The 18,831-nt window shown below is 42.2% G+C and carries 21 protein-coding genes and 1 riboswitch; of the genes, 3 read left to right on the forward strand and 18 right to left on the reverse strand.

The genetic code is table 11. The annotated features are described in order from the left end of the window. Positions 1-36: 36 nt before the first annotated feature. The 4 genes from AC0VXY_RS13400 to AC0VXY_RS13415 all read right to left on the reverse strand — a co-directional run bounded on the left by AC0VXY_RS13400 (position 37) and on the right by AC0VXY_RS13415 (position 2,880). Positions 37-948 (reverse strand): MerR family transcriptional regulator, encoded by a 912-nt coding sequence (locus AC0VXY_RS13400; RefSeq protein WP_475525516.1) that lies wholly within the window; start codon positions 946-948, stop codon positions 37-39. Positions 949-1,044: 96 nt separating this feature from the next. Then, on the reverse strand, positions 1,045-1,809 hold the full coding sequence (locus AC0VXY_RS13405; protein ID WP_435990282.1) for a metallophosphoesterase: 765 nt from the start codon (positions 1,807-1,809) through the stop codon (positions 1,045-1,047). Then, positions 1,802-2,185 carry a hypothetical protein gene (locus AC0VXY_RS13410; protein ID WP_435990281.1) on the reverse strand — a complete coding sequence of 128 codons (384 nt, stop codon included), beginning with the start codon at positions 2,183-2,185 and terminating at the stop codon, positions 1,802-1,804. The genes AC0VXY_RS13405 and AC0VXY_RS13410 overlap by 8 nt, the downstream gene beginning before the upstream one ends. A 59-nt stretch (positions 2,186-2,244) precedes the next feature. Beyond that, positions 2,245-2,880: a CBS domain-containing protein gene (locus AC0VXY_RS13415; RefSeq protein WP_475525517.1), complete on the reverse strand. Its 636-nt coding sequence runs from the start codon at positions 2,878-2,880 to the stop codon at positions 2,245-2,247. 151 nt (positions 2,881-3,031) lie between these two features. Here AC0VXY_RS13415 and AC0VXY_RS13420 point away from each other — a divergent pair, with 151 nt between their 5' ends. After that, positions 3,032-3,253 carry a spore coat associated protein CotJA gene (locus AC0VXY_RS13420; protein ID WP_435990279.1) on the forward strand — a complete coding sequence of 74 codons (222 nt, stop codon included), beginning with the start codon at positions 3,032-3,034 and terminating at the stop codon, positions 3,251-3,253. A gap of 6 nt (positions 3,254-3,259) precedes the next feature. After that, positions 3,260-3,520 (forward strand): spore coat protein CotJB, encoded by a 261-nt coding sequence (locus AC0VXY_RS13425; protein ID WP_435990278.1) that lies wholly within the window; start codon positions 3,260-3,262, stop codon positions 3,518-3,520. Between the two features lie 56 nt (positions 3,521-3,576). Here AC0VXY_RS13425 and AC0VXY_RS13430 read toward each other — a convergent pair whose 3' ends face one another. The 5 genes from AC0VXY_RS13430 to AC0VXY_RS13450 form a co-directional block, all read right to left on the reverse strand. After that, positions 3,577-4,032 (reverse strand): DUF2663 family protein, encoded by a 456-nt coding sequence (locus AC0VXY_RS13430; protein WP_435990277.1) that lies wholly within the window; start codon positions 4,030-4,032, stop codon positions 3,577-3,579. A 163-nt stretch (positions 4,033-4,195) separates the two neighbouring features. Continuing rightward, the gene (locus tag AC0VXY_RS13435) at positions 4,196-4,891 is read right to left on the reverse strand and encodes a LysM peptidoglycan-binding domain-containing protein (RefSeq protein WP_475525518.1); all 696 of its coding nucleotides are present in this window, start codon (positions 4,889-4,891) and stop codon (positions 4,196-4,198) included. After that, positions 4,884-5,483 carry a lysostaphin resistance A-like protein gene (locus AC0VXY_RS13440; RefSeq protein WP_475525519.1) on the reverse strand — a complete coding sequence of 200 codons (600 nt, stop codon included), beginning with the start codon at positions 5,481-5,483 and terminating at the stop codon, positions 4,884-4,886. Before AC0VXY_RS13440 ends, AC0VXY_RS13435 begins: the two co-directional genes overlap by 8 nt. A 9-nt stretch (positions 5,484-5,492) precedes the next feature. Then, positions 5,493-6,965: a RecQ family ATP-dependent DNA helicase gene (locus AC0VXY_RS13445; protein WP_475525520.1), complete on the reverse strand. Its 1,473-nt coding sequence runs from the start codon at positions 6,963-6,965 to the stop codon at positions 5,493-5,495. Next, the gene (locus AC0VXY_RS13450) at positions 6,943-8,007 is read right to left on the reverse strand and encodes a YpbB family protein (RefSeq protein WP_475525521.1); all 1,065 of its coding nucleotides are present in this window, start codon (positions 8,005-8,007) and stop codon (positions 6,943-6,945) included. Before AC0VXY_RS13450 ends, AC0VXY_RS13445 begins: the two co-directional genes overlap by 23 nt. A 223-nt stretch (positions 8,008-8,230) precedes the next feature. On the opposite strand from AC0VXY_RS13450, the gene AC0VXY_RS13455 reads away from it, so the two are divergent. Then, entirely contained in the window at positions 8,231-8,479 is a 249-nt protein-coding gene (locus tag AC0VXY_RS13455; protein WP_034758261.1) for a ferredoxin, read from the forward strand. Between the two features lie 107 nt (positions 8,480-8,586). Here AC0VXY_RS13455 and AC0VXY_RS13460 read toward each other — a convergent pair whose 3' ends face one another. The 9 genes from AC0VXY_RS13460 to resA all read right to left on the reverse strand — a co-directional run bounded on the left by AC0VXY_RS13460 (position 8,587) and on the right by resA (position 18,667). Continuing rightward, entirely contained in the window at positions 8,587-9,156 is a 570-nt protein-coding gene (locus AC0VXY_RS13460; protein ID WP_475525522.1) for an ECF transporter S component, read from the reverse strand. Positions 9,157-9,309: 153 nt separating this feature from the next. Beyond that, a riboswitch (FMN riboswitch) is annotated at positions 9,310-9,444 on the reverse strand. Positions 9,445-9,558: 114 nt separating this feature from the next. Next, a complete protein-coding gene (locus tag AC0VXY_RS13465; RefSeq protein WP_475525523.1) occupies positions 9,559-10,452 on the reverse strand; it encodes a peptidoglycan DD-metalloendopeptidase family protein in 894 nt (297 codons plus the stop codon). A 220-nt stretch (positions 10,453-10,672) separates the two neighbouring features. After that, the gene (locus AC0VXY_RS13470) at positions 10,673-11,896 is read right to left on the reverse strand and encodes a hypothetical protein (RefSeq protein WP_475525524.1); all 1,224 of its coding nucleotides are present in this window, start codon (positions 11,894-11,896) and stop codon (positions 10,673-10,675) included. Beyond that, positions 11,868-12,422 (reverse strand): RNA polymerase sigma factor SigX, encoded by a 555-nt coding sequence (sigX, locus tag AC0VXY_RS13475; RefSeq protein ID WP_475525525.1) that lies wholly within the window; start codon positions 12,420-12,422, stop codon positions 11,868-11,870. The genes AC0VXY_RS13470 and sigX overlap by 29 nt, the downstream gene beginning before the upstream one ends. A 255-nt stretch (positions 12,423-12,677) precedes the next feature. Then, positions 12,678-14,441: an ATP-binding protein gene (locus tag AC0VXY_RS13480; RefSeq protein ID WP_475525526.1), complete on the reverse strand. Its 1,764-nt coding sequence runs from the start codon at positions 14,439-14,441 to the stop codon at positions 12,678-12,680. After that, a complete protein-coding gene (locus AC0VXY_RS13485) occupies positions 14,438-15,154 on the reverse strand; it encodes a response regulator transcription factor (protein ID WP_034758246.1) in 717 nt (238 codons plus the stop codon). Before AC0VXY_RS13485 ends, AC0VXY_RS13480 begins: the two co-directional genes overlap by 4 nt. Positions 15,155-15,275: 121 nt before the next feature. Then, positions 15,276-16,451, reverse strand: a complete 1,176-nt coding sequence (gene ccsB, locus AC0VXY_RS13490; protein WP_435994479.1) for a c-type cytochrome biogenesis protein CcsB — start codon at positions 16,449-16,451, stop codon at positions 15,276-15,278. Further along, positions 16,432-18,108 (reverse strand): cytochrome c biogenesis protein ResB, encoded by a 1,677-nt coding sequence (gene resB, locus AC0VXY_RS13495; protein ID WP_435990267.1) that lies wholly within the window; start codon positions 18,106-18,108, stop codon positions 16,432-16,434. The genes ccsB and resB overlap by 20 nt, the downstream gene beginning before the upstream one ends. Before the next feature lie 31 nt (positions 18,109-18,139). Then, complete coding sequence (gene resA, locus AC0VXY_RS13500; RefSeq protein WP_475527868.1) at positions 18,140-18,667, reverse strand: thiol-disulfide oxidoreductase ResA; 528 nt, start codon at positions 18,665-18,667, stop codon at positions 18,140-18,142. Positions 18,668-18,831 lie beyond the last annotated feature (164 nt).

Here is an 18,831-nt window from a genome sequence, read left to right on the forward strand (position 1 = left end):
TACTATGTAAGGGGCAAAAAACAGTGCATACTCCACTTATAATTTACTTTTGAGCCATTGTTCCCATTCGGATTTCGATTGTCCCACGATGTGTTCATCAAATTCTGCCTTTACGTCTTTGGACAAATGATCAACTGCGAATCCGCCCATTCCGATCACGAGGTTTTTTCGCTCGTTCTTTAAGGACGTAACGAGGGAAAGGAGGTTACCAACGTTTTCAAGCAGTGTGCATGAGAAGAATAAAAACTTTGGATCCACTTCATCCAGTACGACGTCAATATCATTCTCTTTTATGCTCGATCCCAGATAGATGACTTCAAACCCCTTTCTTCGTACATAAAGAGTGAAGATCAATAATCCTAATTCATGCCATTCCCCAGGGCCGCAGACAGCCACTACCTTGGGTAATATCCCGTTATGCGGGAATGAATGCATGATGATACCGATCCGGGACCTGAGGATGGAAGTGGCAAAATGCTCATGGGCCGTCGTGATTTCATCATTTTCCCATAAATCCCCGATCCTTACCAGGAGGCTCCCGAGAATGTCGATGACCACCTTGTCAATCGTATACACCGTAAACGACTGGTTGATCAATTCATGGGCTTTTGTTTCATCAAAACTTAATAAAGCCTTTAAGAGATCATCGGAAATCGTTTGGGTGCGATCCTTTTGTTCGGAGGATGTGATTTCATTCTCTTCCAGTTCCTGTTTGTCCAGTAACGCAACGGCTTGACTGATGGTAAAGCCTTGATCCACCTTTTCAACAAGCCATTTCAATATATTTAAATGCTGTTCGGTATACAAACGGTGCCCGGATTCATTCCGCACAGGTGCAATGATCTGATACCTTCTCTCCCATGCCCTCAATGTTCCCGGTTGAATCCCTAAAATGGTAGACACAGCTTTAATATTGTATTTGCCTTCCAACTTCTTTTCATCGCTCATAAATAGTCCCCCAAGTATTTCTCATCTCTCTAAAATTATAATAGAGAAACCTTATTGTGTAAAACTTGTATAGGTAATGGATAACATTTGTTCATTTCATTCTTTATCCATCACCAACAAGTGGGTTTCGGCCGGGGCACCCAGTCGTAAAGGAATGGCGGTTGTCCCGTAGCCATTTGTTACTAATAGGGTGGTCTCCGGGAGAGTTTCAAGTCTTCCTTTTTTATACATCCCACAACCGAACAGGCGAATCTGCCCCCCGTGCGTATGACCGCTTACCATGAAATCGATTCCGTCCTTTTTCTGAACTTGATTCACAAGTCTTGGATCATGACTGACCAAAAGATTGAATTCATCAGGGTGTACCCGTTCAAGTGAAGCCTCATAATTTGCCCGTTGGGTACTTGCGTCGTCCACTCCTATCAAGTTGATGACACCATTATGAATCTTCACTTTCACTGAAGAATTGACGATTTCGATGATTCCTTTTTTCTTGAATATCTGTTTTAACCTGCTTGTATTCACTTCATAATCATTATTTCCCCATACAAAATAAACGCTCCCCAATGTCAGGAGTTTGTCGAGATTACGTTCGACCCTTGAAAAAGGCACCCCTTTTTCCAAAAGGTCCCCTCCGATGATGACAAGATCCGTTTTTCCCTTCACGTCTTCGATGATTTCATTTGAAATTTCCCGTTTATGTATATCGGAAATGAAAAAAAGGGATACGGGCTTCATTTGTTCAGGATAAGAGGGCAGCTTAACGTTTTCAATCTTTACAACGTTACGTCGGGCTTCATATAACATATAAAAGAGGAGGCTTACTCCCCCTGCCAATAAAATAATACAAAATTCAAGCATTGTGGCCTCCTTGACGGCGAAAATCTATTGAAATGATACCATAAAAAATCGCTGAACAGGAAAAAATCATGGTTTGCCATATGCCATACCCGCTCAACACGCAGATCACCGCTAAGTGAAATGGAATGAGGATTGATTCTTTATGTAGTTTTCCATTCCATAATTGTAGGATAGAATAGAATTCAGCTTTCAGTACATTCACCTGGATCAATATCCCCATCATAAAAGCAATGGACGCTGCAAAGAACTGTACCGGATTGAGGACCATCTCCACAATGAATTCAGGATTTGTAAATCGTTCGGATGCCGGAAACCATGTAATGAATAGATACCCTAAAAGAAACGTAATTATCAGTTTCACAAAATGATTGATCAAAAAAATCCCTCCCATAAATCTTATGAGAAGGATTTTTTTTCATACAGGGATTTATTCAATTATTCATCTTCATGTATATCGAGAATTCGGAATCCCGATTTCTCTAACTTATGAAGGAATTTATCCATATTGTCCTTCTTTTCCACCTTGAGGACAATACGACGTAACAATTTATCCGATTCATCGAACGTTACTAGGGATATCACCGATTCTGAATGTTGTTGGATGATGTCACCGAGCCTCGCGATCCGTCCTTCCGTTTCTACAGAAGAGAAAGCGATGCGTACTCCTTTCTGATCCATGCCGAATGCACTTCTGAATTGATCCAGGACGTCAAAGCGTGTAACGAGTCCCAGGAACTTATTATTTTCGCCTACCACCGGGAGGATCGGCGAATCTTTTAATTCGATCAATGCATTTTCAAATACATCCTTTTCGGTCATATATTTGTCCGAATCTGTTATGATATCACTGACTTTTTTCTCTTTGAGAAAGGTTTCCTTGTCCATTCCGGAAAGGAAGAAGCTTTGATAGATATTATAACGGGTCGCTACGCCTTTAAACTCTTCATTCGAAAGGACAGGTACCCCATCGATTTTATGGTGTTCAAGCACCGTCAGCGTCTTTTCAACTGAATCGTTTCCATCCACCACATAGCATTTGTGTTTCGGTATCATGGCATTTTTAACAAACATTTGACCACCTCATCATTAATTTCCTACACCTTAAGTATTCAACATTTCCCTTGTATTTCCCTTCATTCTTATGAATTTATATAAAATAACATGTTCCCATTCCTCCTATCATATGTTGTTACGAAGGAATTCATTTAAAGGAGGTATCCGTATGCATGAGTTCTATAAAGCATATTATCCGTATATAAGTCCAAATGATCCGTGTAAGCCGATTACACGGAAGGTATATTCGACTCCCCCAAACCTGTATCTTGGGTTTCAGCCCCCTAATTTGGAACAATATTCACCTAAAGAGGCATTGCAGAAGGGGACGTTGTGGAAAGTATTTTATGATCCGTATTATAGTCCCTACGAAAAAACGAAGGGAGAATGATCCCATATGAAACAACTTCCCGCCCATTATTATGACGTGTTGGAAGAATTGCAGGCGATCGATTTCGTCATTGTCGATCTCACTCTGTACCTGGACACCCACCCGGAAGACTATGAAGCCATCTCACAGTACAATATGTATGTAAAAACGCGAAAACAAATTAAAAAGAAGTTTGAAAAGGAGTTCGGTCCCCTGACCCATTATGGGTACAGCTACTCCAATTACCCGTGGGATTGGAAAGATGCACCGTGGCCATGGCAAGTGTGAGATAAGTGCATGCCTGTCATCATACACTCCCAGTGCTTCCATGAAGCACTGGATTCTTATTTACTGCCATGAAATAGATTGATATCCCATTCTTTTTTCATTTTATCGTATACATGATGCCTCTTTTTCCACGCTTCTTCTTTCCATAAATCTTTACTGCGATCGATGACTTCGCATCTTAATGCATGATATTCTTTCTCTTTCTTTTCCTTTTTTTCATATAATATTTTTGCAGCTCCGAATAGCACAACCAGAAACAGTGCCATGAATAAATGAATGGAATCAGATACAAAGATAGAGAACATCGCAGCAAACGAGTATGAATAAGGGCCTAACACGAATTTCGTCAAATAATACAGAAAAAAGAAGGATGCAAACATTGCCCCCCATAATGCATAAAGGTGAAGGGCCTTCGCTTTATCAAATTTTTGTTTTTTTTCAATCAGGTTATAGAGCATTTGCTCCGTTGCTTGATCTGTCCATTCCCCAAATCCCTTTCCTCCCCGGTCCATCTATATACACCCCTTCCCTCCTTATAATGTATGAGCATGTCCAGTGAGATAGAATCAGCATATTAAAATGGATACGTAATGTTATATCCTAAAGATGATTGTTGCAAATAAATGTAAATTCCCCATAAAAAAACACCCATCCCCATATGATGGGGAGGATGTTTTATTGATCCAACGGGATTTCCAACACTTGGCCTGTTTGGATTTCAGTATCCTGAATCTTATTCCATTCTTTGATCCGATCAACGCCAGATGGGGAATGGTAGTAATTCATGGCGATCCGGTACAAGGTTTCCTTTGGTTTAACCGTATGATACACAACCTTGACCTTTGGTTCTTCTTTCTCTATTTCCTGTGGTTCTTCTTTTGGTTCCTTTTTAATCTGCTCCTTCGGCTTTTCTTCTACCGTTTCTTTAGGTGGTGGCCCCGAGGCTTGTTGATTCTTCTCACCCGAAGAGGAAGCGGACTCTTTCGATGATACCTTTTTCTGTTCCTTTTCAGGAGGCTCTTCTTCCGTTTGAGGGGCCACGGCAGCCTCACTTTCTTCTTGTTCATTTTCTTGATCATAACGGACTTCAACCACGTCATCTACATCTTCCGACATGACGACCAGGGGACCATTTCTGTGATCGTAAAAAGAGTAAATGCCAAAAACAGTCAGAGGCAATAAAATAAAAAATAAGAGCAGCATACTGATTACAGGATATTTCATTTTCCATTTGTTCTTTTGATGTTTTTCTCTGTGCAGCTCACTTCTTGGCGGAAGCGGCTCCCTTTTTTTGGCGGGTGGTTCCTCAGGGACTCGTTCAATTTTTATCTTCCGTTTCGCTGCCTGATCTCGATATGGGTCTTTACTCATGTGACATCCCTTCTTTACTTCTTTGTCTTCCATTCTTACGCATGTGTAAGCCGAGTAAAAAATCGATGACAAAGTGCATGATGATCGTAACCAATAAATTATCTGTGGATTCATAAATGAAACCGATCCAAAAGCTGAGCAGTACTATATTGATGATTAAAAACCAGTGAGCCCAATACCTGAAATGAATGAGTGCGAAAATAATGCTTGAGATGACCAGTCCAAAATGAAATTGAAGCACACCCCTGAATAATACCTCTTCACTTACACTGATAAAAAAAGCTAAAAGGGCAATTTCCCAGATGCTTCGATTAGTGAATATCCGTGTATTGATCCCGCCATCGTCATAGTATTTAGCAGGTAACACCTTCATCAGGAGGATATCGATCATGACGATCAGGAGACCGCTCGTCATCCCGACCGTAAAAATGATGGGGGAAAACCTGAGCTGTTTCCAGAATTCAGACGTTGCGTCAAATAAAAATATACCTAATACACAGGCAATCGTTAATAGTAAAAATTGAGTAAAATACAAATGGAAAGTTAATTGTTTCTTAGTGAGCTGTTGAATGATTTCCCCTTGTTTCTGCATTGTTACCACTTATCCTAATAATAAATTTTCTAACCTTTTCTCCCAGTTTGTCACACCGGTTTCTTCTCTATTTAACGCGAAAGGCTTGGTCTTGAAATCATCGAGTGAATCACCGCATACATCACAACAAAATGGATGATCCACATTCATTTTCTCATTGAAATAATCGAGCAGCTTCTCCCGTCTGCATGTAAAGGCTTGAAGCCAGTTGATCATGGAGTACAGCTTCTCCTTCTTGTATTGTAAACGATTATTCCGGATTTGTTTCACTTTTTCTAGTAATCTATCTTGATCAAATGGCATTCCCCGGGTCAACTCATCTATGTAATACGTAAGGAATCGATACTGCACCTCTGTAAGCTGCAGCTGTTCGATTAACTCCTTCGAATGACCCTTTCTGCTTTCGTTAATAAAACCTCGAATCTGATCATCCTCGGGCAGCTCGCTTTCAATGAGATGTAAGGGCAAGGAAAGATCCTGTTCTGAGTATAACACGACAGAAACACTACTCTCCCCATCGCGGCCCGCCCTTCCAATTTCCTGTAAAAACGCTTCGATGCTGGATGGGAAATGAAAGTGAATGACGAATCGGATATTTTCTTTATTCACTCCCATCCCAAACGCTGAGGTTGCACAGATCATTCTCAGTTTTCCCGAAAGGAATTGCTGCTGAATTAAGATCCGGTCCTCTTGCTCCATTCCCCCGTGGTAGTGGGCAACATCTGCCACACCTTTCTCTGAAAGCCAGAGGGCAACATCTTCAGCCATACGTTTACTTGAGAAATATACTACCCCCGGACCCGACCACGCTCTCACACACTCTAACAAAGTATTCAGCTTTTCACTTTGTCCGGCTACCCTATTAACAAATAATCCAATATTCCCGCGATCGACTGAATAAACCATTTCAACAGCATGATTCATTTGAAGCACCTGCTTGATGTCTTCCCTGACTTCCTTTGTCGCCGTTGCCGTCAATGCCAGGGTGGTCGGGTTACGGAGCAGCTCCTTCAGATCCCCGAGCTTTAGATAATCCGGCCTGAAATCAGGTCCCCACTGAGATATACAGTGGGCTTCATCAATCACATATAGGGAGATATCCAATGATTGAAGGGAGGATATGACCCCTCGATTCATTAACATTTCAGGGGAAATGAAGATGAACTTATACAGATGTAATTGTTGCAAAGCGTCTCTTCTTTCCATATAGGGCAAAAAAGAATTCAGTGCGATAACCCGCTTTTCCCCCATCACTTTCATCTGTTCCACTTGATCCTGCATTAAAGAGAGCAGGGGAGAAATAATCAACACATGCCCATCCATAAGATATCCAGGCAGCTGATAACACAGCGACTTCCCTGTTCCTGTCGGAAGCATAGCAACCGTATCCTGATGATTCAGTACGGAATGGATAATTTCTTCCTGCCCTTCCCTAAAGGAAGAATAACCGAATCTTTCTTTAAGTTCTCGTTGCAAATTCACGTGTTTCACCTGCCTTTGCGATTGCGACCCGGATTTGAAAATAAGTCAAATGAGGGAGCTTTTCTTTAATGGGCTTAAGTCTTTTCGTTTGTGCTTCCTTCATCACTTTCAGTACATTTACGTATTCTTCCCTGGTAATGAAGGGTTCAATGGCCAAATCTTCTTCTGTTAAAATCAACTCGATGACATGATCTTCAATGGTATTGAGTTTCAATTTACGAATCTGTGCAATTTCTTCGAGGGTATGCCCCCTCTTATATAAGTCGTAAGTCTTGCTGGTCGATATGGTCAAGTTCTGTCTGTGCTCACTTTTCAAGCTGATCGAATATAATAAAGGATAGCCTTCAGGGTCCTTTTCTATTTCTGTCAGCATACCGTGGAGCAAATTCAGGAATCTGAATCTGCACTCTTCTGGATCCATTCCTTTTTTCTCTGCCACCTGAAACTCCGTCCACCCGTAGTCTCGATATCCGGTTAATCGATAGACCAATAATGATGGATCATTCCCTTGAGTATTCAACAGGGTGGTCAGCTCTTTATACAGCTGGGACGAGAGATGGTCACGATTAGGGTGGGTCCTGATACAATCCTTTACCCATTCCTGAGTATGTTTGTTCCGCTGAACCGGATAATAGAGTGTTTCCTGTTGTTTGGCATTGGAAAGCACTTGAACCAGAAGGCTCAATCTCATCCAGAATAGACGGGTTTGATCACCATATATGAGCCCGTTCATATCTGAAGGGAAAGGATCACCCAGAAAATGTTCTTTCACGGCTTTGGATCCTTCGAGTGACACTTGGGCATTATCGCTTTCACCAAAAGTGATCCATCCTTCTTTCTCCAATTCCTTTACCTTTTGATTGAAAAAGGGCCGCTTCAGCTTAGGTAATGAAAGGAAAAATGGTTGCAGATGAAAAATATGTGCATCCTGAATGGATTGGGATGACTTCTTTCCTTTTAAAATATGAAATACCGAGTAAACGGAACGTTCTCCACTAATTTGCAAAAAACAGTATAGGATCACATAATGAAGATAGGTCAATTCTCTACTCCTTAATATGTAGGTTATTGTCAAATATTGTACCATGAAATTGGCTTTTCACCATGTTTTGTTTTTCTTATATAGGATAAAAATAAAAAGAAAGCACCTAACTATTGAAAAGTCACTCAATCCTCTATAAAATAAACATTAAGTGATTTTTCACAAATTGACATTGTGTATAATGATGAATTATATAGAATTATTTATTCGGGAGGTTTTTTCTTTGCCAAAATATACGATCGTTGACAAGGATACATGCATTGCATGTGGAGCTTGCGGGGCTGCCGCTCCAGATATTTACGATTATGATGATGAAGGTATTGCATTTGTAACATTAGATGATAACCAGGGAACGGTTGAAGTTCCTGACGTATTGGAAGATGATATGATCGATGCATTCGAAGGTTGCCCGACAGATTCCATTAAAGTATCTGACGAACCATTCGACGGAGATGCACTGAAATTTGAATAGTAAGGATGAAGGCTAAGAAGATCTATTCTTCTTAGCCTTTTTTTATGGTAAGTCATCTCAATAGAAAAACCCCTCAATATAGTTGAGGGGTTTATTTTATATGATCACTATGCCGCTTTGTTTAAGGCCGCTTGCCTTGATAGCGGGCCTTGAAGGCGGACAAACAGTAAGGTAAATACGGATGTAACCAAAATCCCTTTCAAGATGTTGAATGGAACGATTCCGGTAATGATAATTTCAGCAGGAAGCTCGAAGTTCATGAAGTATTTATAAGCAGGCAGGAACACGAAATAATTCAAGATCCCCATGCTTATACTCATGACGACGGTACCTGTGATCAGTCCGATCAACAGACCTTTTTTCGATTGAAAACGTGAATAGATGTAATACGTCGGCAGGATCAAAAGAACTCCCGCAATAAAATTGGCTGCATGACCAATCGGAACACCTGTGTCGCTTCCAGTCATGACATAATCGATCACGTTTTTAAACAGTTCAACCAATATTCCTGCAAGCGGTCCCAGTGTGACCGTCGCAATCAATGCTGGTACATCACTGAAATCAACCATTAGAAACTTTGGAAATGGTGGAATTGGGAAGTTGAATAACATTAGTACATACGATATGGCACTTAGCATACCAACTGTGACAAACATGCGCGTATTCATTTTTTTCATAACTCTCTCTCCTTTAGGAGATTCATCTCAAATCGAAGACGGTTCAAGCCAAAGGCAGCATTAAAAAACTCCCGGATATATATATCCCGGAGAATGAAAGGCATACCCTAATAAACGTTTAGCTTCCCATTTTCTAAACGTTGTGGCCATCACCTTCATCTTCTCCCATCCAGACTATACTGTCGGCTTTGGAATTGCACCAAATCCTGCCCCAAAAGGCTCGCGGGCTTAGAAACACGTGGTTTCATCACCGCCGGTAGGGAATTTCACCCTGCCCCGAAGACGAATCTTTATTTTTTTATACATTCTCATTATACATAAAGTTGAGGGTTATGTGAAGAAAAACAGTTCGAATTCGAACTAATTAGGTGATACCCCTTTTCCACGTTGTTCAGGACGTACTCAATCCACCTTGAGCACCTGTTGAGGATATATCGCCGTTGCCGGGTTCAAATCATTCTTCGAGACCAGTTCATCCATATCGATCCCCTCTACCATAGAGATGGAATAGAGCGTGTCCCCTTGCTTCACTACGTACTGCCCTTCAGGGGATGACCCCCGTATCATCAATCTCTGATTGACCTTTAACTCGGAGCTCTTCAATGCATTTTCCTGCATTATATCTTCAACTGACAAATCGTATTGTCGGGAAATCCCCCAAAGGGTCTCTCCTTCATGTACGATATGCACCCCCTCTTCTGCCCTCTCATCAGGAGGCGATTCCAGATTACCTGCGACACCAACTATCTGGAAAGGATCCTGCTCTTTCGCAAATACAAGCTGCCCGACTTCCCCATGACCGAAAACACGATAGGGATCGATTGCATTTTCTTTATCAATCGTCCACTCCCCCCTATGTACTTCAAAGTGAAGATGGGCCCCCGTTGATCTTCCCGTATTCCCTAATCGTCCAAGTTGTTGACCTTGTGCCACTTCCTGATTTTCATCCACAAGCCTGCTTTGAAGATGGGCATAGACGGTTTCATATCCATTTTCATGCCTGATGAATACAACATGACCATAGCTCTCTGAAAGATAGGATTTGATCACTTTTCCTTTGTCGACAGAATACACAGGCGACCCGGCTTCCCCTCCGATATCCATGCCTTTGTGAGAACCCGACCGGGTACCATATGAATCTGTTACCATGCCTTCTACGGGAAATGTCCAGGAAGCTGTGTCCCCTGATACCTTATCCCCCTCTGCTTTTGCCTCATTACCGTTTAAGAACATCATGAATACACATAACGTTAAAAGAAAAACGATGAAAAGCCTTCTTGCATAATCGAAAATCATGCTTGTCCTCCTTCGCTCTTATTGACAGATGTACCTCGACTTCTATATGTATTACACCATTCTAACCTTTTCCCCCTCATTACATGCACCAGCATACTTTTTGAGATATTTTTCCTTTGAGTAGTTTGTCTTTGTATGAGGCAAATATTCATCTCATGGCTAAAAAATAGGAAAGACCAGAATCGGAGGTCAAATCCGTTTCTGGCCTTATGCATGTTATTTAGTTTAGTAAGCTCTTTTTATTCGGGCTGATCGGTGTCTTGATAGGTCCTGTAAAGTCGAAACCGTTCCAGCTATCCTGTTTGATGTTTTCAAACCGGGCGCTCTCATATCCGGAACTCCTGCTTGTCAGTAATATCCCTTCAATCATCTCCTGTGCGGTTTGTTCGTCTAAAGAGGTCAAATCCAATTCGTTTAAGAAACTGATGGTTACCACTTCATCTGCTTCTGCCACAATGAAATTGATCTCTTTCGGGATGACACTTTGAAAGAGGCCCTTCTCTGCACTTTTCATTGCCTGGATTGCCTCCTTGGTCCCCCCTCTGTTTATATTATCCGGAACTAGGAATCGGTCCTTTCCATTTGGCGAGTATAGATAGTATGCACTGTGTGTATTTTCATTCAAATCAACACTTGAGAATTCTCCCATGGAACTGAATTGAGGGACCGAGCCGTCCTGATTTTTCAGTACGACCTCTTCTAAACCCTTATGTTGGAATGAATATTGAAGAGAGTGATAAAATGCGTATTCGACTGCACTGCTGCCACTGTAAGAGTGATCAGGCCGGAGAGTGAAGATGACCTTATTTTTGTCGAAAGACACGTCGCCATTTAAAGGAAGGTAGTCTTCAAGTCCCCAGTCCGTTTCAGGTAGCTTCTCGGCAATTTGTTCATGTCTTGTTAACCAGTCTTCTTTTTTCTGTTCTTCGACAATCGATACAGGTATGGGTACTGCATCCGGTGAAACAAGTCCAAAGTTATATAATTCCTTTCCCTTTATGTCATCTTCATAGAGAGAAAGCCTTTTTTTAGGTTCTTGAGGGTCTTCAGACATTGTCAGCTTGTTGTTTTCTTTTTGATTATCTTCCGTCACAGCGACTTTCTCTTCTTTCCTCGATTCGGGAGGAAGTTCTGTTTTCTTCTCCCGGGAAGCCATTTCCATATTATTTTCAGAGCTTCCCGTTGAATCGGCCGTTCCCGTTTCAGGTTTGTCCATGCTGGTTTCCGTTAGTTGATTTAGAACGGTGGGAGCGAGTAGGACCATGATGAATATGGCGGCAAGTGCAGCAACTGCCGGTATGAATCGTTTGAATGAAGCTTGACTTTTCTTTTTTCGACTTTCCATTCTTGCTTGGATATATTGAGAAGTTCGGTCATCTTTGATTTGAGGAAGCTTTTTGATGAGGTACTCAATATCACGATCTTTCCATTCTGACTTGTTCAATGTCTCTTTCCTCCTTTGGGAGCCGGTGATTCATTTCAATTCTCAACCATTTGATGGCCCTATGCTGGGTCGTCTTCACTTTGCTTTCTGACCAGCCAAGCACCTCAGAGGTTTCGGTGATTGAAAGTTCCTGTAAGTAACGCATGATGATGACCATTCGAAAGTCCGTTGTGCAGTATTTTAAGCATTCATACAACACTTGGATCTCTTCATTGGCAACGGCGATCTCTTCGGGAAGTGCCCCGTCGTCTGTTATTTCATTGCGACTCCAATCGAATTTATCCAGAATACGGTTTTTCCAGTTTTTTTGTTTTCTGAAATGATCAATCGCTACATTTTTCGCAATGGAAAAAAGCCAGGTCTTTTCGGAGCTTTTCCCTTCGAAATTCTCATGAGATTTAAGCACCCTTATATAGACTTCTTGAACTAGGTCTTCAGCCTGCTGTTTATTTTGTACGATGTATATGAGGAATTGAAATACATCCTGATGATAAGCAGAGTATAATTTCTCAAAAACGGAGTTCACTTTATTCCCTCCCCGTCAGATTATTAGTCGTTTTATATGTAAAAAAGTTACACACTATCAATATAGTATTATTCAGGTGAAAAGGAAAGACCCAGATTGACGGGAAATAGCATGGAAAAAGCCAGCAGGGAGAATCACCCTGCTGGCCCATTTTCTCTTTTTCAACAACCTTCTTGAAATAAAACAAAAAATAAAGAATGTTTCCCATGTAACAAGAAAAATCGTCATGTTTCTATGGAGATGATCGATAATTGGCTAAATAGGGAGAAAGAAAGTGAAGGTTGTCCCTTGATCGACTTTGCTTTGCACCTGAATATGCCCCTTATGGGATTCAATGATATTCTTAGCGATGGCGAGGCCGAGACCTGTTCCCGACTTCCCTCTTGTTCTGGCTTTGTCCGCCTTGTAAAAACGCTCGAATACAAAGGGAAGATCTTCTTCAGGTATGCCGGAACCCGTGTCTTTGACATGGAACAGATATCCGCCTTTTTTTTTCGTCAGGGAAACCGTCACTTCCCCTCCCGTTGGCGTATGCCTCAAAGCATTATCGATGAGATTCGTTAATACTTGTTCAATTCGATCGGGGTCCATAATGATTTCTTTATTCATCTCCACATCACTTTCAAAGTAGATGAAAACCTTTTTTTCCTTGGCCAATCCGATGAACTTGTTTGTCACTCTTTCCGTGAAAGGCATCACTTCGATGACATCCTTGTTCAGGGTGATATGCCCGGCTTCCATGCGGGCAAGATCCAGGAGATCATTCACGAGCCTTCCCATGCGTAGCGATTCATCATAGATGATGCGGGCAATTTCTTTCTTCTCTTCTTCCGATCCTGCAATATCATCCACGATCGCTTCACTATACCCTTGCAGCATGGAAATGGGTGTGCGCAATTCGTGGGAGACGTTGGCGATGAAATCCTTCCGAAGCTTATCCAATCTCCGCTCTTCGGTCATGTCACGAACTACCGCGACCGCTCCCCTGATATTGTTATTATTATATAGGGGGCTCACGATCACTACGTAGGATCGCCCTTGCAGACTCAGTTCATCAGTTTGTTCCATTTCAGTTACGACCACACTCTGCAATAACTCTCTTACAGTCGTCGGTATCGCTTCTTCACCCTCTTCACTTTGTTCGTAATACCAGTGTTGTAGGAAACGATCTGCAGGGGGGTTCGTGATCAGGATGGTCCCGTCCCGATTAAAGGTGATCACACCATCAGCCATACTGCTGAGAATGGATGAAAGCTGTTCTTTTTCCTGACTGAGTGCATTGATATGAAACTTCAACTGCCTTCCCATTTGATTGAAGCCTGTAGCAAGTTCACCGATTTCATCCTTCGTCAGGATCGGTACCTTTGTATCGAACTTCCCCTTTGCTACTTCGAAAGCCGCTTCCCTCATTTTCCGGAGCGGTGCAGTGATACGTGTGGAAAGGAAAAAGGCAAAGATGGTCGTAAGAATGATGGCAATCCCTGCCGCAAGCAGAATCAGTTTGGTGGTTTGTCGTGTCGTATCTTTGATTACCCCAAGGGACTGATAGAGATAAACGGCTCCATCTTCCCCATTAATATGAAGGGGCGTCCCGACTACGATGACATTCTCATATCGATTAGACGACTCCTTGGATAATTCAACCTCTTTTTTAACGGTTATTTCCTTTGATTTGACTGACTGTAGCTTGTTATCCTTCGAGATATACTGGTGGATCTTCTTTTGAAAGACAGTCGAGTCTTGAGAATAAAAAGATTGGTTTTGATCCAGGGAAATGATGATATTCACAGGTTCATCGATGATTTCTTTCCCCAGTTCCATTCCGATGGTCAGATCATTATGATTCTCGATGACCCTGGCTACTTTTTCAGCCGTATGGGTCAGCTCTTTCTCCACTACACCTACATGATAATTCTGAAAAAATTCCAGCAATAAGATGGTAAGTATAAATAATACAAAGGAAACCAGAAGCAGGATGGTCACCCACAGTTTCCCTACTACACTACGCCAAAGCCTCATTCATTTGTTACCTCGAATTTATAGCCCACTCCCCATACGGTTACGATCATTTTAGCTGCCATTTCAGACACTTTGTTCAGCTTCTCCCTTAATCGTTTCACATGAGTATCCACCGTACGCAAATCACCGAAGAATTCGTAATGCCATACTTCCTTCAGAAGGTGCTCACGATCAAATACTTTATCAGGAGCTTTCGCAAGGAAATATAAGAGTTCATATTCTTTAGGGGTCAAATTGACATCGATTCCATCCGCCGATACCCGGTGTGCATCATTATCGATTGTCAGATGGGGATAAACGATCAGGTCCTTTGCTTTTGCATCCGTCTGAATGAAACTTGATTTTGTGGAGCGTCGTAAAAGTGCCTTCACTCTGAGAACCACTTCACGGGGTGAGAAAGGCTTTACGATATAGTCGTCGGTCCCGACTTCGAAACCTTGTACCCTATTCACTTCTTCACCCTTGGCAGTAAGCATGATGACGGGGGTCGCCTTGCTTTCCCGAAGGTGCTGACACACTTCGATTCCATCCATTCCAGGCATCATGATATCCAATAGGATGCAATCATAGTTTTGTTCGAGAGCCATTTCCAACGCTTGTTCTCCATTCTCCGCTTCATCGATTTCATAGTTTTCTCTTTCTAAATACATCTTTAGCAGTCTTCTGATTCGATCTTCATCATCTACAACCAGAATGCGAATATTTTCTTCCATGGGTACATCCCCCTTTGTATATTTACACTATATTATCCTCTATTTTGTATAAAAAAAGAAGCTGACTGGGAAGAGAATTGTATTCTCATGGTTGTCAGCTCCTTCCTTTCCTTACGATTGATTAAGCGTATGAGTGTAACCCTGCAATAATTAGATTAACCGCTATAAGGTTGAATAGAATGATCGCAACCCCAACAACAGCAAGCCATGCCGATTTCTCGCCATGCCAGCCTTTAGACATGCGGAGGTGGAGAAAGGCTGCATAGAATAAGAATGTAACCAATGCCCAGACCTCTTTAGGATCCCATCCCCAAAAGCGGGTCCAGGCGATCTGTGCCCAGATCATGGCAAAGATGAGTCCCCCAAGAGTGAATACCGGGAAGCCGATCAATACAGAACGGTAACCGATTTCGTCCATCAGGTCGAGGTTCACATTCTTTACAAGCGGCTGCATCTTAGCAGCGATCCGCTTTCTGAAGATCAAGCGGAGAAGAAGATAAATGACTGTTCCGATCATAAATGACCAAATCACGGTATTTAATTTCTTCGCATTGATGAGAGCAGGCATTTCAACGAGCGGCTCCATCACGTCTTCGCTTAATAGTTCACCTTTATTCGGACCTACCAGGGCAGGGAGGGTGTATTCAGAAACCGCCTCTTCACCCTGTTGATTCACGTATTGAAAGTTCGCTTCGTAATGCCCAAGGGTAAATGCCGTCGAGGCGACAACAAACCCCAGTACGATAACCAGTGAATACATCACGGTTTCGAGCCAGAATGACTGCCTGCTGCCTTTTGTATGCTGAACTGATTTCAGTAAGTAGATCAGTCCTGCCACGAAGCTGATGGAAAGAATCGCTTCCCCTGCCGAAACGGTTGTGACGTGGATCTTCAACCAATCACTTTGAAGTGCAGGGATGAGTGGACTGATGTCCTTTGGAAACATGCTGGCGTATGCAATCACCAAAAGGGCGAATGGCAGTGCAATGACACCAAGTATCGTCGTCTTATACATAAAGTAAAGAATGATGAAGGCTCCGACAAGCATCATACCGAAAAAGGTCGTAAATTCGAATAAATTACTTACAGGTGCATGTCCCGAAGCGCCCCATCTAAGAAAGAAGTACCCCAATTGAGAGGCAAATCCGACAAGGGTTAAAGCAATCCCGATAAAGCCCCATTTCTTCTGGTTCGTTTCCGTTGTATTCTTTTGACGGATACTCCCGCCAAAAAACAGAGTCGCAATCAAATACATGATGAAGGATACGTAAAGTAAATTACTGCTCCACTCTGCCATTGTTGTCGTTGACATCCTCATTCCTCCTTACATCGTCCTTTTGTTGTTGATCGACAGGCTCATTGATTCCAGTGCCTTCCAATACAAGGCTGATTTCATTTTTCAAACCATGCCAGTTTTTGTTCGTATGTCCGGCTACGATGAGTCCATCCCCATCATCACTCCGCCTGATCCAGATCCTTCTGTGATGCCAGTAGGCACCCTGTATAACACCGATCATGAAGATTGCTCCTCCAAGAGCCAGGATCCAGAGGGTAAGATCTTTATGTACGGTTAAGGCCGATACATCTCTCGTCTCGACACCTGCAAATGACAATTTATAGGCATTTTCACCTAAGGGCTCAAGGTTTTTTCGGATTCCTACAAAACTGATTTCACCTTCGGGCTTTTCAGGTGAGAATAATTTAAACAGAAATGCCGGATTATTTGGCAGGGGAGATTTGGTTTGCGGTTCACCCTGTTCGTTGAACCCCGAGAAGTCCGGATAATATCCCATAAGTTCTGCTTTATACCCATCTTCAAACGTATACGCATTTTGCGGATCGAATAAATCGACTGTGAATTTACCGAAGCTTTCCCCTGACTCTTTATTATCCAGGGTAAATGACATGGATTTGAATTCATCCAGTTTATAACTTGTTTGGTAGACAGCAAAATTCCCGAATTTAAGAGGATGGTTTACTTTAATGGAATCCTCCTGTTCTTTCGTGCGTTCTGCCTTTTGACCGGGAACGCGATCTCCTGATTCCTTATACAGGATCACATCCGATTGGAAATTCTTCGCGATAGTCCCGTTTTTGTCAATCGCTTCACCGAATACTTCTTTATCCTTATTCTTGTCGTATGTCTCCAGGGTGAATCCTTTGTTTTCTAAGTAATATTCCTGGTCCGTACCCGGAACCGCTCTCGTTTCTCCTTCACGGATCCACACCGTTTCGTCGATGTACATCCCCGGGACGAATCGAAGCATGCCTCCGAATAAGAAGATGATAAGACCGATATGATTTACATAGGGACCCCATCTTGAGAAACGGTTCTTCTCTGCAAGGATATTTCCATCCTCTTCCCGGATCTTATATTTTTTCCGGGTCAGCTTTTCTTTTATTTTGCCGAGGGATTCATGATATTCGGTCGTGTCCGTTTTCCCATATATCCTTTGACGTTTCAAGAAGCCGACATGCCTTGAGACACGTTGGTTCTTCAAGGCTCGATAGAGGGGAATCACCCGGTCCAGGCTGCATATGACGAGGGAAACACCAATGGATGCAATTAATAGCAAGTACCACCATGAGCTATATAGATCATGGAAACCTACCGTATAGTATAGTTCTCCGAAAAAACCATAGACATCTTCATAGTATTCATCTGCAGGCTGACCATTTGGAATATACTGTTCCTGGGGCAGTATCGTTCCCACTGCTGAAGCAATAAGCGTGGTGACGATTAACCACACGCCCACTTTCACAGATGAAAAGAAATTCCAAATCTTATCTATAATCGATTTATTATACGTTTGGGAACGTCTTGCACTCCCCTCGTAACGCATGTCATGGAGCATTTCATTCTTTGCTTCCTCCGTTAAAGCCCGTCCACAGGATTCACAGAGAACGGTACCAATTGGATTCACATGACCGCATACACATTTAATCTCTTTCATGCTAAAACTCCTTATTTCAAGTTAAACTGCCTTACGGTTTGATGCTCTCTAAATCTTCAATGATATCGTTTTCTGTCATCGTACCTGTTATGATCTTTTCTATTTCTCCTTGAGGGTTAATCAGAAACGTCGTCGGGAGTGGATCGATCCCATATGCATTCTGCACTTCCTCTTCTTTGTCTACTACTATAGGGAACTCTAACCCATGTTTTGAAACGAATCGGTTAATGAGAAAATCGGATTCCCCTACATTTACAGCTAAAATCTGTACGCCTTGATCCTGATACTTCTTAAATTGATTGTTCATAAAAGGCATTTCCCTTTCACACGGTTTGCACCATGTTCCCCAGAAGTTCAAGAAGACTCCTTTTCCTTCATAATCGGAAAGGCGGTGTGTATTCCCTTCCATATCGGTTAGAACAAAGTCAGGTGCCTTGTCGCCTTCCTTTAACATTCCTCTTTCATCCTTCGTAAAGTTTGCATAAAGGGTATACGCAACTGCAGAAGTCAGCACAATGAGAATAATGGTCCGGATGAGCAATCTGCGTTTTTTCTTAATCATTTACCTGTGCCTCCCAAATTGAAATCGTTCTCAAGAATGGAGAAGTTTTTCTCTCTTTACAGTAGCAAAGGGCCTGAAGTCATAAGAGTCCACTTATGAAATCAGTCCCTGCCATAATGTATGGTTGCATATCCTCATAATGAGCAGAGAAATATCCCATG

It is taken from the genome of Rossellomorea sp. QJM3NY_18, assembly GCF_056173145.1.

Coding starts and splice junctions, on each gene's coding strand:
- AC0VXY_RS13420 (WP_435990279.1), top strand. CDS start 3,032: ATGCATGAGTTCTATAAAGCATATTATCCGTATATAAGTCCAAATGAT.
- AC0VXY_RS13465 (WP_475525523.1), bottom strand. CDS start 10,452: ATGATTTTCGATTATGCAAGAAGGCTTTTCATCGTTTTTCTTTTAACG.
- AC0VXY_RS13460 (WP_475525522.1), bottom strand. CDS start 9,156: ATGAAAAAAATGAATACGCGCATGTTTGTCACAGTTGGTATGCTAAGT.
- AC0VXY_RS13435 (WP_475525518.1), bottom strand. CDS start 4,891: ATGAGTAAAGACCCATATCGAGATCAGGCAGCGAAACGGAAGATAAAA.
- AC0VXY_RS13430 (WP_435990277.1), bottom strand. CDS start 4,032: ATGGACCGGGGAGGAAAGGGATTTGGGGAATGGACAGATCAAGCAACG.
- AC0VXY_RS13440 (WP_475525519.1), bottom strand. CDS start 5,483: ATGCAGAAACAAGGGGAAATCATTCAACAGCTCACTAAGAAACAATTA.
- AC0VXY_RS13485 (WP_034758246.1), bottom strand. CDS start 15,154: ATGGAAGAAAATATTCGCATTCTGGTTGTAGATGATGAAGATCGAATC.
- AC0VXY_RS13415 (WP_475525517.1), bottom strand. CDS start 2,880: ATGTTTGTTAAAAATGCCATGATACCGAAACACAAATGCTATGTGGTG.
- AC0VXY_RS13400 (WP_475525516.1), bottom strand. CDS start 948: ATGAGCGATGAAAAGAAGTTGGAAGGCAAATACAATATTAAAGCTGTG.
- resB (WP_435990267.1), bottom strand. CDS start 18,108: ATGAAAGAGATTAAATGTGTATGCGGTCATGTGAATCCAATTGGTACC.
- AC0VXY_RS13480 (WP_475525526.1), bottom strand. CDS start 14,441: ATGAGGCTTTGGCGTAGTGTAGTAGGGAAACTGTGGGTGACCATCCTG.
- AC0VXY_RS13405 (WP_435990282.1), bottom strand. CDS start 1,809: ATGCTTGAATTTTGTATTATTTTATTGGCAGGGGGAGTAAGCCTCCTC.
- ccsB (WP_435994479.1), bottom strand. CDS start 16,451: ATGGCAGAGTGGAGCAGTAATTTACTTTACGTATCCTTCATCATGTAT.
- AC0VXY_RS13425 (WP_435990278.1), top strand. CDS start 3,260: ATGAAACAACTTCCCGCCCATTATTATGACGTGTTGGAAGAATTGCAG.